Below are 12,956 nucleotides of genomic sequence, written 5' to 3' on the forward strand. Positions count from 1 at the left end.
GAGTTAAAACTGGAAAATACGCTAGTTCAAAGGCTTGATTTCAATAATTGCTTTTACAACACCTGGGGAGTCAGGGTCAGAGGAGATAAGCTCAATTTTCTCGGGAGTGCCGTCTTCCCTAACCGTGATTTTCCACTCTTTATTGCCCTCCAAAGGCAGCTTATATGTGTAAGCTGCTCCCTTTACACCCACCACCGTCAGTAGCTTGTCTGCAAGGGATGGTTTCACTGGTATCAGCGTGCTGTCTTTGAGTTTAGACTTGAGAACTGCCAATGGGTGAGTGTGCATGAACATGTCAACCGCATTTTTGGGTGAGATATTATAATCATCCTCAAGCACCTGGGTTAGAGGAAGCTTTTCACCATCTTTTAACTCGACATATCCGCTTAATTTACCGTTTTGCACTTTTGCATGTGTTTTCATAACAAGCGTGCCGTTTATGTAGTACTCCTCAAATATCTCAGCGGACATTGTTCTCAGGTCTATCCATCCCCATCTTTTTCCCTTGCTCTTGTATGCAAACTCCACAACAGCTTTTTTCGAGCCGTTTATATCCTTGATCTTGCCAAAATACTGGTTGCTCTGGACGGTTTCCACAAATGAGTACTTTTCGATTGTGTTGATTCTTTCCACTACTCTCCTTGAAGCAGGCATGGGGTTGTATGCCAGTGCCATTGCGATAGTCCCTGAGATTGCTAAAATGGTAATCACCAGTATAAGAAGCATCTTTCTCATCTTCATCACCCTCCACTTTCCTCATAGTGTCTATAATGCCATCCTACTGTTAGTGTGGAGCTCGGACCATCCCTTGGAGCAGGATAATAGAAATATTTTGTAAAAGATACCCTGTCAAAGTATGTGGTATCTTTAAATCCATCGCTGTTTTCTATAATTCCTATTGCTTGAGTGAAAATAAAGTACCCCAAGAAAGGTATGAATAGCTCAATGCATCCTTCTCCTTCATAGTAGGATGTTTGATAAGTTAAAAGCTCTCCATCAATTGTATATGTGCATTTTGCAGGCCAAAAACCCACAGTTCTTGTGTCATAGAATGATGGACCATTATCCCATAAAACAACATCGTATGTGGGGGAATATGCTGCTACACTTTCAAAAATACTCAGCATCAGCAACCCTGTTACAAACAAAATCAACCACTTTTTCATTTCATTTGTCCCCCAAACGGGTTGTCAAATACAATTAATGAATTTGTAGTATTTAAGTGTTCCGCCCTCTCAAAATTACAGAATGACAAAAACGCTCATTGAATTAAAATTACTAAGAAAAGAAAGAAATCACCTCTTCCTCTTTGCCCTCTGAAGCCTCGCTTCCTGGAAGGCCTTGGTCCACTTGAGCTTCCTCGGGTTCCTGCCCATGAAGTAGAGCTTTTCGCACTTGCCAGAGCAGAAGAACAGAACTCTGCCGTCGTTCCTGACGTACATCTTGCCTGTTCCCGGCTCGAACTCCTTCCCGCAGTATGAGCACACGTTCCACCTTGCCATCCGAATCACCTTCTTGCCCTGATCTCCCTCGCCTCTCTTTCAGTCTCCCTGAGTATGACTATGTCGCCAACCTTAACTGGCCCCTTGACGTTTCTCCTGATGACCCTGCCCTTATCCCTGCCTTCAAGAACGCGCACCTTGACCTGTGTAACGCCGCCCGTGACTCCGGTCCTCGCGACGATTTCTATAACCTCAGCTGGGTATCCATCATCTTCAGCCATTTCTCACACCTCTCGATTCCTGATGATTGTAAAAATCTCACCGGCTAATTAAAGGTAATTGAGAAGGAGCTCACTTCATGAGCTCCCTGACCTTCATGGCGATTTCCTCAACGAGCTCCCTGCCCTTGCCGGGCTCAAGGATGGCAACGCTGGCCGATGGAACCTCAATACCGGCAGCGGCACCGAGCTCCTTCTTGCTTGGAACGTAAATGTAAGGTATCTCCTTCTCCTCACAGAGCGGTGGAAGGTGGGCAACTATCTCCTCGGGGTCAACATCCTCGGCTATAACAACGAGCTTTGCCCTGCCCCTCTCAACCGCCTTCGTTGTCTCGTTTGTTCCCTTCCTTATCCGTCCGGTGTCTCTTGCAATCTCAACAGCTTCGAGAGCTTTCTCGGCAAGCTCTCCCGGAACCTCAAACCTGACGTAACTTGGTTTTGCCATTTCACATCCCTCCGAAACCTCATCGTTCATCGAGTTTTGACGGGTTCAATTTCATTGGGACGTTTAAAAGGCTTTCGTTATCCGGAGCATGCTGTCGGTATGACTGCAGCGTGCCGGTAACTGTTGGGCCATTATTAAGCAGGGAGAAGAGTCTGTTTTGAGCGGGATTGCCGGCCTGCTCCCTGATCTCACTGGCCTTTCAATCCCTGTAACCCCTGTATATCTCAAGGCTTCTGCTCGCCCTCCCCCTGATGGGCCTGCCCATGAGCCGGGTGATCTCGTCGGCCTTTGCTTTGCCGTGCCTCAACATCTTGTTCTCCGTCTTTATCTTCTCAATCCTGAAGGTGTAGCCGCCGACCTCAAGAACCTCGCCGACGACGAACTCCTCATCCCTCGGCACCTTGACTTTGAAGGACTGGGTAACTCCCCCGGGCAGATATATTGAAACCCCTATGACCTTCGGATATGTGAGGCTCTCTCCCCACAGGGTTTTTATCTCTCCTATCTTCCCTCTCTCAACCCTTCTGTCGCCCTCAAGCTCAATGCCGGTTATTCTGACTTCATCCCCTTCAATCTCGACTATATCACCGATTGCTATCTCCTCGCCCTTCGGAAGCTCAGCTTCGCCCTTGAAGCTCCTCTCATGCCTGCTGATAACGAGGGGAACCCTGACGAGCTTTGGAAGGGTTGTATGCCAGACGCTGCCGCATTCCCGGCATTTCAGCGTTAGCTCTCTCCCTCTCTCCTTGATAACCTCAACGTCTTCACTCCCGCATTCGGGACAGATGAAATACTCCTCCATTTTTCTCACCCCTCGATGCTTTCCCCCTCACTTTATAAACCTACCCTCCTCTGTTGGTAACCTGCGGGCGCTCTATAACGACCGGCTGGGAGTGTTGTTAAACCTCGACCATATCGAATGAATCCCCTAAAAACCTACCCTTCCCTGAGCTGAATCCTGTAGCTCCTGCCTTCTCTTGTTCTCTCTATGAGGCCTTTCTCCTCCATCTCCCTCAGGAGAATGCTAACCTTTGCCTTTGAGACACCGAGGCGCTTGACGAGCTCGCTCTGGAGAACCGGCCCTTCCTTCAAAATCTCAATGATTCTCTCCTCGTCGCTCTTAAGTATCTCCCTTCTTGTTCTTTTCCTCTCCCTGCGCTCCCTGTAGAGGATTCCGCCAAAGAAACCGCCGACAAATGCAGAGATGAATATCACCACCATCCATAAGGGAGATGTTCTTTTTGGGGGCTTGATCTCTTCAGAGAATCCGACTATGAAGTAGAACTCGTCCCCTGCATTAACCTGAATCTTCTTCCACTCCAGAACCATCCTGCTGGCCGAGCTCTCAACTTTGCTGGGGGAGGGAATTATGGGAGAGAGAACTGCATAGCCCTTGGGGACGAAGAGACGGGCGTAAAAAACGCCGACCGGCTGATTAAAGCGCACGTAATAGGCAAACTGCTGCTTTCCTCCAACCTCCTGAACCATGCCGCTCGTCAGAAAGCTGATTCTTATCCTCACTATGTCGTCTTTGTTTACCTCCGGAAAGCTCACATATACCGCATTTACGCCGCCTGTTATCTTTTCCGCGGTTATATTGCTGGCCAGCGTGTTGCCGTTGATCGAGACGATTGCGTCGAGGTTTTCAACCGGATACTCCGTGTAGAACACATACCTGTTGAAGGGCTGGTTGGCTTTAAGAACCACCTCGATAGTCTCCCTAACGGAATTCTGACTGAGCAGGTCAAAATACAGGGAATAGCTCTCTATGCTGTACTCCTCCTCGGTCTGGGAGGATGCGAGGGGGAGCATCATGAGGAGTAGCACGAACACGAGAGCAGCACCGATTAGAGCTGGCTTCCCTCTTCGGGGTTCTTTATTTTCAACAGGGGACATACGTTCATACACTCCATGCAGTGGGTGCATCTGATTGGATCTACAACTATCTTTCTGCTTTTCGGGTTTATGGCAATGGCTCCCTCGGGGCACCTGCCCACGCACACGCCGCAGCCAACACACTCATACGCCCTCTTTACGAGGTGGTATGCCTGAATGGCATCCCCGGGCTCCCCGGCGAATGCAAACTCCTCTGTGAATTTTACGCCGCCTGCTTTTATGTAGTTTTCGCCCCTCTCCACCTCCCCGAGAATCGGAGCGACCTCCCCTATTCTTTTCAGGTTTATGAGCGTGTTGAACCTTACGACAAGGGTTCCGTTCTCCTCTTTCAGGGAGTACTGCACGGGTTCCCATATTCTCTTCTCCGGAAGCCCGATGCCGAGCCTTTCAGCCAAGGCTCTCTGCCCTCTGCTCGGCTTTTTCCAGCGCCAGAACCCGTGGGATACCCATTCTTCGGGGAGGTTAAAGCGCTTTCTCCATCTCTCAAGCTCCCCCTCCCATCTCCCCCACAACTCCGGTTTCTCCTCCCTGAGGGTGTAGATTTCCGCCAGGGACGAGCTGGGGCACAGGAAGCATCCTATTCTGTCGAGCCTGTCCTCATAGAGCGGGTTGTATTTGAGCCCGCGGGAGAATATGTACAGCCATACTTCGAGGGCGTTCCAGTGGAATATCGGCGATGCCCCTATCTCATTCGGAACCCAGGGGTTTTTCCAGACCCTCGGCTGTTTGTATCTCTGTATGCTCTCATACTTCCTCTGGCCAACGAACATGAGGACGCCTTCAGGATAGTGCTCCTTTATCGAGAGCGTTATCGGGCCGAGCTTTGTAACCTTGCAGCACCAGCGGTAGTCCCTACCCGGAGGTGAGAATACATGCAACGCCCTCCAGAAGGCATCCCCGGCATCCGCCACTATGAACTCAATGCCCCTGCTTTCAAGCTCCCTCCTGATTTCATCAACGTATTCGAGGGTTTCTGGGAACTCTATACCCGTGTTGTTGAAAAACACCGAGAAACCTGTTCCAAACTCCTCCATGGCAAGGCCAAGAACCGCCAGGCTGTCCTTTCCGCCGGAAAAGGCGACGGCCATAGGACGGGATATCCTCTCGGCGGTTTTTCTCATGAATCTGCGCGCTTCTTTGACCCTCTCCTCCAAGGCGTGGCGATTTGCCTTCAGAACATCCTCAATTCCCGCCTTTCTGCCCTCGCGATAGTGCACGCTTCTCTGTCTTCTGGTTTTTATTCCCGTCCCTCTTTCCCTCTTCATCAGGGCGGCATAATCCTTCTTGGCTATTCCGGTCGCAACCACCCCGTCGTCGGGCGATATTACGACAACGTCATCTCCCACCCGGATCGATGCTTCAGCTTCCAGAATTCCAACAGCCAGGACATTTGAGCCCTTTTTCACGGGCTCAACAGCGCCTTCATCTATTATTACCCACTTTTTCATAGCCCTCCCGAAACGCCTCCACAGCGCCGTGGCACCCTCCACCTTAAGCCCGGGCTTCCATCTGAGCTCCAGAGGGTCGAAGCGGAGCCAGCCGAAGATATATCCATCCACGATAATCTCATAGACGTCATCCTCTCCGGGGGTCTTGTTCAGGAGGACTATCTTCCCATCCAGCAGTTCGCCCACGTCAACACCGTAGTGCTTCTCAAACTCACGCCTGATGAAATCGATATCGCTCTGAAAGGCAAACCTTACATCCGCTGGAGGCGTCAGGTTAACCCTGAATACACCCTCCTTTCCGTGAATGTCGCATTCATCACCGATTAGAGGAACGTTGCATCTCTCGCACCAGTTAATGTGTGCCTTCCCCAGAAACACCGGTCTTCCCATGCTCTCACCCAAGGAATGAGAAAGGTGGAGGGTTTATAACGCTTGGGTTCTCATGCCGGATGTGTGCCGGCCCTCCTGAGCCATTATTGGGCTTATCCCTGCCGTACCCAATACCGTTAGCTTCTCCTCTCCTCCATCTTTGCGGCAATCCATGCCAGCAGCAGTATGAAAGCCATTCCTCCAAAGAAGGAGCCCCCGAAATAGAGCAGCTTCTGCTTTAGGCCCATCCCCTCTGCTGCGACCGTTGTATTCTGGGGAACCGGCACCTTGATGATCTGGGTAATTACCTTGGGTTTGCATGTGCTATTCGTTACATTCCGGGTCTGCTCACTGCGGGGAGGCTCCTGAACTCCTGACACGGTTATTATCGTTGAATTCTTGAATATTTCGCTGCCTGCACTCACCACTGCCATAATCTCATATTTTCCCTTTCTGGAGGGTATAAGGGAAAGCAGGTATACCTTCGTCTGATTTGGGGGCATTGAATCCCTCAGCTTAAGCCACTCCCCGTACATCGTGAAGTTTTTGGCCATCACACCGAATCCCTCAGGGACTGCAACTGTAAGGGCGAAGGGGAGCTCCGAGTTTCCCAGGTTTTCAACGCTTATATTAACAGGTATAACCTCTCCTACCTCTCCATTCCTGCCCCTGATCTCCACCTTATAGTTAAAAACTGCCCTTTTGACCCGTGTCCTTCTGACTTCCGAGGAAAATGTTAGGTTGACAAGCCCGTTGCAGGAGAGGAAATAGGGAGCATGGGCAGTGACCTCGATGTTCCCCACGGTTAGATTTCCACCCGAGGTGGCCTTGAGCATGAGAGGAAATTCAATCTCCCCTCCTCTTTTCAGAAGTGGAACATACTTGGGATAATCCCCTACAATTTCAAACTCTCTGGAGATGTTCGGGATTATCTCCAGATACCTCAAATCCGTTTTTCCGGTGTTTTTCAGCACCACAGTAGCTTTAAAAGGAACATACTCCTTAATTTCCTCCGGAATCCTGAAGGACACATTGAGGAATGCAACATCCTCAATCTTCGGGACTTTGCTCTCATCCAGCATTGCCACAATCCTGACCTGCTTTTCACTTCCGTGCCTTCTCACCTCAAGCGCCCCTACCGAAAGTCCCCCGTAGGAGAGCATCGAGGTAAAGTTCCCGGCGGTTATGAAGGCGCTTCTCAGCGGAACCCCGCAGGAATTTCTGATCGAGATATACACCCGATTCATGTATATGCCATCAATCCTCACGATGTACGGGCCGAGCTTTGTCGTTTTCCCCTCGGCTATCCATCCATCAAAATACGGGAGAACCTGAATGCTCACGTATGCCCCCTTCAGCCTCGTCCTTACCCTCAGATATTCCGAACCCACGAGGTCTTTAACCTCAATCTGCAGTCCCCCAGCTTCGAGGGTTTTCCCGACTTCACCGAAGTATTCCCTTCCGTTTATCCTGAGCCTGATGATCTCCGTGAGGCCCCCTGTTTCGTTCGTGATGTTGTAGCCCTCAAACGTTACGTTCCAGCCCCCGATTTTCTGCATGTCTCCCCTGTAGAGGTAGCCGTCGAAGATAAGGGGCATTAGCTTCATGGAAATCCTCAGGTTTTCAAAGCTCACGGTTCCGCCTTTATAGGCGATGTCCTTTGTGATGTTCTTATAGGTGATCCGCAAGGCCGCCTCTTTCTCCGAGACTGAATTCAGAAGGATCCTGTACTCCCCGAACTTTACCGACTGACCTTCGAGCAGATACGGGAAGTGAAACTCCATGTTTGCGTATCCCCTGCTGTCAAGCAGGACATGACTGAAACTCAGGTTGTAATCTCCAAGCCTAAACACGGAGCCAAGGTGGAGTATCTCGGTGCTGTTGTTCAGGCTTATGAGAAGGGTTTTGTCCCCTATGGAAATGTCCTCAATGGAAATTGTGGAGCTTCCCGCCGTTATCCTCCCCGGAATCCTGAACCAGCCACTCAGAACGGAACCCGCCTGAGCATACGGAAGGATCAGCACCAGAATAAAAATCACAAACAGGGCTCTCCTCATACCAACACCCCCAGCAGAGGCCATACAATCCCGGCAAAGCTCATCATCTTGCCCATGACCACCTCACCTATGTAAAGGCCGAGTGCGGCTATCCATGTGAGGATTACAAAGTGATAGATTGAAACCCCTAAGTGCCCCCCATCGGCGAGTTTTATTGAGAAGGACGAGAGAAATGCATGCAGGAGGAGGATTGCAGTGAGAATGTAGCCTGTCGTCTGAAGGCCGCTTGAAGAGGGAATTGAGATAACATTCTGCAGAAATTCCCCGGGTATGTTTATATTTGAGAAGAGATGGTTCATGTAGACGGTTACCTGAAATGCCGCTGCAACAGAGAATGCAAATGCTCCTGTGATGCCATAGACCACCCCTTTAAAGCTTGCCACGTTCTGCTGTCTTTTCCTCCTCAGTCTGACCAGCCTCTCGAAATTTCTTGAGATAACAACCCCCACGTAGTCCGGCTCCGCCCCGAGCTTTATGCTCTTCTTGAATATCTCGGAGAAAATTCCTATGAGCCAGCTGCCGGTATCGGAGGCGAAGTAGTCCCAGGATTTGCTGTCGTCGATTCTCATAGCGATTCTGCGGTAGAGGTTCTTTATGTCTCCTGTTAGAGTTCCGAAGTCGTGAGAGCTGAGGTATTTGAGTACGAGATGGAGGGAGGCCCCGCTGGCCGCCAGTGAAGAGCTCAGACTTCTTATAAACGCCGGAAAATTTTCATCCTTTATCAGAATGCTATGTTCTTCGTGTTCTATTGTTCTTCCGATATATGCCAGGGGTGTCAGAACAAGGGCAACCTCCATCATCAGGGGCAGGCTGAAACGAGGTCTCACCACCATCAGGTAAACCATGGCGGCCACAAATACGCCGGAGACAGATAGAAGGGCTGCTCTTATAATCTTGGATTTCCTTTCAGATGTCATTGCGTTGTCAGACCAGACCCGATCCTCCGGCATCCTCTGTTTTATTATGACCAGAACCCCGATTTCCGTGGCGAGCACGAGCACAAACATGAATACGCTCAAACTCACGATATCCTGACCGGTTATTATCGGGCCAATGATGATAAACGTGACCATGAAGACGACGGATATTATGAGGGATGAGTAAATCTCCTTAAAGACATCGAGGTCATAAAGGGCACCCTCATAGAAGGTCTCGTAGTCATCCATTACGGTTTTCTGCTCCTGAAGGAGATAGTCTTTGAGCTCCACACCGCTGTCGAGGGAATATGCGAGTCTTTCAAGAAAATCCGAGAAGACCTTGCTCGGGGTTCTCTTGGCCAGAAATCTCAAAGCTTCCGGCATGCCCCTGTGCAGTTTGGCGACGAGGTAGTATGCTTTTTTCATGTCGCTTGCTATTGGTTCCAGGAATTTCTCGGTTGAGAGATTCCACACGAGATCACTCCTGCCAACATCACTCGTGGACAGGACTGCGAAATAGGTGGCAAAATAGGGTATCCTTGAGTTTATCTTGACCTTTCTGCTGCTCGCTGTTGCGTAGGGGTAGAGCATTCCATAGATCAGGGGAAGCATCGGAATGGCATAGAGAATAATGAGCACTATTTTTGATAGCGCTACGAACCTCTTCACTATCAGCATCAGGATGAACAGCACTATGGAGAGAACTAAGCTGGGAAGCAGCACCTTCCTCAGGTAGTCCCTTATCGTCAGGTCAGACTGCACGAAGATTCCCGCCTTATTCTTTACCATGCTCCCACCTCACAGTCTGAAGCTGAGCCCCTCAATGCCGCGCTCGTAGAAGTTTTTGATTTCCCTGTGCACAGCATGGTAATCCATTATCCCGAGCTCCACCATTCTCTTTATTATTCTGGCTCTCAGGAAAAGCTCGTTGTAGATATCCTTGGGGTCTTCATAACCCGCAACCTCCGCTATTTTCCTCTCAAGGATGTATGAGTTGTTCATGCCTCTGAATATGTGCCTGTCGGAGACGGGATCCCATTCAAAGACGTTTCTCGTGGCAACCCCTCCAAGCTCCTCATAGTAGCCCTCAATCTCAACCACGCTCACAACTCTCCTTAGAAACCTGCCCCTGACATAAACAGCCTGCTGGAAAAGTGCTATGTTGAGGTTGTCTATGAACGTCACCGGAACGTTGATGGGCGAGCCCGTGAAACGCTGGATCATCTTTTTGATGTCCCCTGCGTGGAAGGTGGACATAACCGGATGTCCCGTCTGCATGGCCTGAAATGCTATCGCACCCTCGGCTCCTCTAATCTCACCGACTATTATGTAGTTCGGCCTCGATCTCAGGGCGGCCTTGAGCAGATCGAACAGTGTAACCCTTGACTCCTCGGGTCCCCTTTCTCTGGTGGTTAGCCTCTGCCATGTCTTGTGAGGGACTATGACCTCGGGGGTATCCTCGGCTGTGTATATCTTTGCATCCGGCTTGATGAAGGGTATGATGGAGTTGAGGGTGGTTGTTTTCCCGCTGGCCGTCTCGCCACACACGAATATGCTCATGCCGTATTCCAGAGCCAGCCACAGGTATGCGGCAACTTCGGCTGAGAAGGTGTTCCAGTTGACGAGCTGTGTAACGCTGAGCGGGGTTGCCGAGAACTTTCTTATCGTGGCGCTTGGCCCCTTTATGCTCACATCGGGGCTGTATATGATGTTGATTCTTGAGCCATCAGGGAGTGTTCCATCGACAACGGGGTTTTTGTCGCTTACAGGCCGCCCCATCCTCTCGCTCAGGTTCTTGAAATAGTCAGCCAGCCTTATGTTGTCGCCAAAATCTATGTTGGTCGGGAGTGCCTCGAATATTTTGTGAATCAGGGACACGTAGTTTGCTCCGATTATGTGTATATCCTCGATATAGGGGTCTCTCATCAGGGGCTCCAGAGGCCCAATTCCAACTATATCCCTCTTCAGCAGATATCTGAACTTCTCTGCCTCCTCCCTTGTAATCCTCAGCCTGTTTCTTCCGAAAAGACCTCCTGAAAGTTTATTCATGGCCTCATTAAACAGTTCATCAAGAAAAAGCTCAAACTCCTCCTTGTCTTCAGGTATTCTCTTGGTCGGGGCGAGTTCGAGGAGTTTGTCCTTTATGGCCTCATACTTCTCCTCCTCTTTTCTGTCCGCAATCCTCGGCTCTATTACTATATACTTCCTCTCAGCATGAATATCGCCGTATATGTGTATGAAAATCGGATCCCCCACGGGGTAGATTATATTTGGATACTTTATATCCTTCATACTTCTGCTGAGCTGTGGGTGAAATTCTGGAAATTTGCCCGTTTTCTTGACAAAGCTATCCACGTATCTCCTGAGGTGAGGGTTGCGTGCCATTGCAACGTCCAGTGTGTCGCTAATTCTCTCCGCCATGCTACACCACCGCTGCAATCTCCACGATGAAGCCCACCTTTGGCTCAACCCTGAAGGGAATTATTTTCTGAAATATGCCCCGTGCATTGTTATACTTCACAATCGTGGCAGAATTTTTGAGATCTCCACCGAAGACCTTCACGCTGAGCCTTATCAGCATGCTTGAGATTTCCTCAAGAACTCGAAGCGTTCTCTTGTCCACATCCTCAGGATTAATCGTCATCATCACTACCTTTCCCAGAGAACTGAGCTTTTTTAGGTGGATGGTTAAAAGCCTGAGTTCGGTTTCTCCCATATCCTCCGGCAGTATGGAGGAGATTGAATCTATTATGATTACCTCCTTCTCCCATATCCTCGACTCTCCGAGAAACCTGAGCAGAAACTTTTCCCTCCTGGAAACACCCACAAGCAGGGGATAAAGCGAGACAAAAAGCAGCCGGTGTTTGATTAAATCCCTTATTATGCTGTATCCGAGGGATTCCATCTGATTTATAAATTCAGGGGTTGTATACTGGCTCGATATATACGCGGCGGTATGATCATTTTTTAAGAGCCCATACAGGAGTCTCTGACAGAATATGGACTTACCCGTACCCCTGTCTCCCTCTATCAGGATTATGCTCCCGGAAGGTATCCCCCCTCCAAGCCTCCTGTGAAGCTCATCATTTGGGATCTGTATTTTAAGGAGCTCTCCCATTTCAGTCACCCAATTCTGAATATCATGCTCCTCTGCTTTCCTGTGGAAATTACAACCGTTATTTTATGATAACCCGATGAAAGGGTGGTGTTAACCTGAATCTCTCCCACGTCATAGGGGTAAAGCTGATTTGAACCGGAGTTGTCTATATTGGTGAATGTCAGGTTTGAGGAGGGCATAAGGTTCCCATCTATAAACACGACCACCGAAGTATTATCAAACATGAATGGAACCTTCCCGGTGTTCCTGACATAAAATACGTATGCACTCCCATTCACGGGAATGTTCTCGGGGTCATTTATTATCTCAAAATTCACCCTCAGATTGTAGGCCAGGTCTTTTCCCCGGACGCTGATTCCGCTGGAGAGATCCTGGGTTACCACGTACAATCCCCCTGCAACCATGCCCGCAACCAGCAGTGAGGCTATGAAGAGCACGAGTTCTGTTGCCGCTGAGCTTGCCATGATTATCCCTCCACCGGGCAGTACCATGCGGTTGTTATGAGCTGCGGTGATCCCACCGTTGTGTTTCCCACCCACTCCCACTTGATTTTGAGGCTGCATCCTGTTTCGGTGCTTATGACGAGAGAGTGTACCACGGTGTCCTTGGGCACGTTCTGGACGGTTACCAGAGTTGTTTCTCCCGGAAGGAGATACGGGGTGTTCTGCACACTCACGGTTCCTGATGTCGTCACGAGGGTGCCGTCATAGATAAAACTCCACCTCCCAGGGGATAGGGTGCTCCCCCTGTTGGTGATGTTAAATGTGATATTGTAGAGTGAGATTCCTGAAATTGTGGAGTAGTTGTAGAGCCCCGCTTCCAGTAGCGATGTTCTGGCCATGAGGAGGGCACTGTTGTGGTCTGAACTCGCCGCACTGATCTGGCTGTATGCATTCTCCGCAGCCAGATAGAGCGTCCCCGCCGAAACAAGTGCCGCTGTTAGCAGCAGTGCAAAGGCCGCTGAAACACTGAACCCCATAGCAATC

At 49.8% G+C, this 12,956-nt stretch carries 14 protein-coding genes; all 14 read right to left on the reverse strand.

The window, feature by feature from the left end:
- Window positions 1-21 precede the first annotated feature (21 nt).
- Window positions 22-741 carry a hypothetical protein gene (locus ACYQ27_RS02740; RefSeq protein ID WP_456453610.1) on the reverse strand — a complete coding sequence of 240 codons (720 nt, stop codon included), beginning with the start codon at window positions 739-741 and terminating at the stop codon, window positions 22-24.
- Window positions 741-1,166, reverse strand: coding sequence for a hypothetical protein (locus ACYQ27_RS02745; RefSeq protein ID WP_456453609.1), 426 nt, complete (start codon window positions 1,164-1,166; stop codon window positions 741-743). Before ACYQ27_RS02745 ends, ACYQ27_RS02740 begins: the two co-directional genes overlap by 1 nt.
- 129 nt (window positions 1,167-1,295) lie before the next feature.
- Complete coding sequence (locus ACYQ27_RS02750; RefSeq protein ID WP_456396442.1) at window positions 1,296-1,502, reverse strand: 50S ribosomal protein L24e; 207 nt, start codon at window positions 1,500-1,502, stop codon at window positions 1,296-1,298.
- 5 nt (window positions 1,503-1,507) lie between these two features.
- Window positions 1,508-1,723, reverse strand: coding sequence for a 30S ribosomal protein S28e (locus tag ACYQ27_RS02755; RefSeq protein WP_456396440.1), 216 nt, complete (start codon window positions 1,721-1,723; stop codon window positions 1,508-1,510).
- Window positions 1,724-1,793: 70 nt separating this feature from the next.
- A complete protein-coding gene (gene rpl7ae, locus ACYQ27_RS02760) occupies window positions 1,794-2,165 on the reverse strand; it encodes a 50S ribosomal protein L7Ae (RefSeq protein WP_456396438.1) in 372 nt (123 codons plus the stop codon).
- Window positions 2,166-2,364: 199 nt separating this feature from the next.
- Window positions 2,365-2,967 (reverse strand): HVO_0476 family zinc finger protein, encoded by a 603-nt coding sequence (locus tag ACYQ27_RS02765; RefSeq protein ID WP_456453615.1) that lies wholly within the window; start codon window positions 2,965-2,967, stop codon window positions 2,365-2,367.
- A 134-nt stretch (window positions 2,968-3,101) separates the two neighbouring features.
- Entirely contained in the window at window positions 3,102-3,998 is an 897-nt protein-coding gene (locus tag ACYQ27_RS02770) for a helix-turn-helix transcriptional regulator (RefSeq protein WP_456453608.1), read from the reverse strand.
- 14 nt (window positions 3,999-4,012) lie between these two features.
- A complete protein-coding gene (locus ACYQ27_RS02775; RefSeq protein WP_456453607.1) occupies window positions 4,013-5,899 on the reverse strand; it encodes a phosphoadenosine phosphosulfate reductase domain-containing protein in 1,887 nt (628 codons plus the stop codon).
- 116 nt (window positions 5,900-6,015) lie between these two features.
- Window positions 6,016-7,935, reverse strand: coding sequence for a COG1470 family protein (locus tag ACYQ27_RS02780; protein ID WP_456453606.1), 1,920 nt, complete (start codon window positions 7,933-7,935; stop codon window positions 6,016-6,018).
- The gene (gene flaJ, locus ACYQ27_RS02785; protein WP_456453605.1) at window positions 7,932-9,641 is read right to left on the reverse strand and encodes an archaellar assembly protein FlaJ; all 1,710 of its coding nucleotides are present in this window, start codon (window positions 9,639-9,641) and stop codon (window positions 7,932-7,934) included. Before flaJ ends, ACYQ27_RS02780 begins: the two co-directional genes overlap by 4 nt.
- A gap of 9 nt (window positions 9,642-9,650) precedes the next feature.
- Complete coding sequence (locus tag ACYQ27_RS02790; RefSeq protein WP_456453604.1) at window positions 9,651-11,273, reverse strand: type II/IV secretion system ATPase subunit; 1,623 nt, start codon at window positions 11,271-11,273, stop codon at window positions 9,651-9,653.
- Window position 11,274: 1 nt separating this feature from the next.
- A complete protein-coding gene (arlH, locus tag ACYQ27_RS02795; protein WP_456453603.1) occupies window positions 11,275-11,970 on the reverse strand; it encodes an archaellum protein ArlH in 696 nt (231 codons plus the stop codon).
- Between the two features lie 5 nt (window positions 11,971-11,975).
- On the reverse strand, window positions 11,976-12,434 hold the full coding sequence (gene arlG / locus ACYQ27_RS02800) for an archaellum stator protein ArlG (protein ID WP_456453602.1): 459 nt from the start codon (window positions 12,432-12,434) through the stop codon (window positions 11,976-11,978).
- Window positions 12,435-12,436: 2 nt separating this feature from the next.
- Window positions 12,437-12,949: a hypothetical protein gene (locus ACYQ27_RS02805; RefSeq protein WP_456396418.1), complete on the reverse strand. Its 513-nt coding sequence runs from the start codon at window positions 12,947-12,949 to the stop codon at window positions 12,437-12,439.
- Window positions 12,950-12,956: the final 7 nt, after the last annotated feature.

Source organism: Thermococcus atlanticus, assembly GCF_054657855.1.

Excerpts from the sequence above, each read along its gene's own strand:
- rpl7ae (WP_456396438.1), bottom strand. The coding sequence starts at position 2,165 with ATGGCAAAACCAAGTTACGTCAGGTTTGAGGTTCCGGGAGAGCTTGCC.
- ACYQ27_RS02740 (WP_456453610.1), bottom strand. The coding sequence starts at position 741 with ATGAAGATGAGAAAGATGCTTCTTATACTGGTGATTACCATTTTAGCA.
- ACYQ27_RS02775 (WP_456453607.1), bottom strand. The coding sequence starts at position 5,899 with ATGGGAAGACCGGTGTTTCTGGGGAAGGCACACATTAACTGGTGCGAG.
- ACYQ27_RS02755 (WP_456396440.1), bottom strand. The coding sequence starts at position 1,723 with ATGGCTGAAGATGATGGATACCCAGCTGAGGTTATAGAAATCGTCGCG.
- ACYQ27_RS02745 (WP_456453609.1), bottom strand. The coding sequence starts at position 1,166 with ATGAAAAAGTGGTTGATTTTGTTTGTAACAGGGTTGCTGATGCTGAGT.
- flaJ (WP_456453605.1), bottom strand. The coding sequence starts at position 9,641 with ATGGTAAAGAATAAGGCGGGAATCTTCGTGCAGTCTGACCTGACGATA.
- ACYQ27_RS02750 (WP_456396442.1), bottom strand. The coding sequence starts at position 1,502 with ATGGCAAGGTGGAACGTGTGCTCATACTGCGGGAAGGAGTTCGAGCCG.
- ACYQ27_RS02780 (WP_456453606.1), bottom strand. The coding sequence starts at position 7,935 with ATGAGGAGAGCCCTGTTTGTGATTTTTATTCTGGTGCTGATCCTTCCG.
- arlH (WP_456453603.1), bottom strand. The coding sequence starts at position 11,970 with ATGGGAGAGCTCCTTAAAATACAGATCCCAAATGATGAGCTTCACAGG.
- ACYQ27_RS02805 (WP_456396418.1), bottom strand. The coding sequence starts at position 12,949 with ATGGGGTTCAGTGTTTCAGCGGCCTTTGCACTGCTGCTAACAGCGGCA.
- arlG (WP_456453602.1), bottom strand. The coding sequence starts at position 12,434 with ATGGCAAGCTCAGCGGCAACAGAACTCGTGCTCTTCATAGCCTCACTG.
- ACYQ27_RS02790 (WP_456453604.1), bottom strand. The coding sequence starts at position 11,273 with ATGGCGGAGAGAATTAGCGACACACTGGACGTTGCAATGGCACGCAAC.
- ACYQ27_RS02765 (WP_456453615.1), bottom strand. The coding sequence starts at position 2,967 with ATGGAGGAGTATTTCATCTGTCCCGAATGCGGGAGTGAAGACGTTGAG.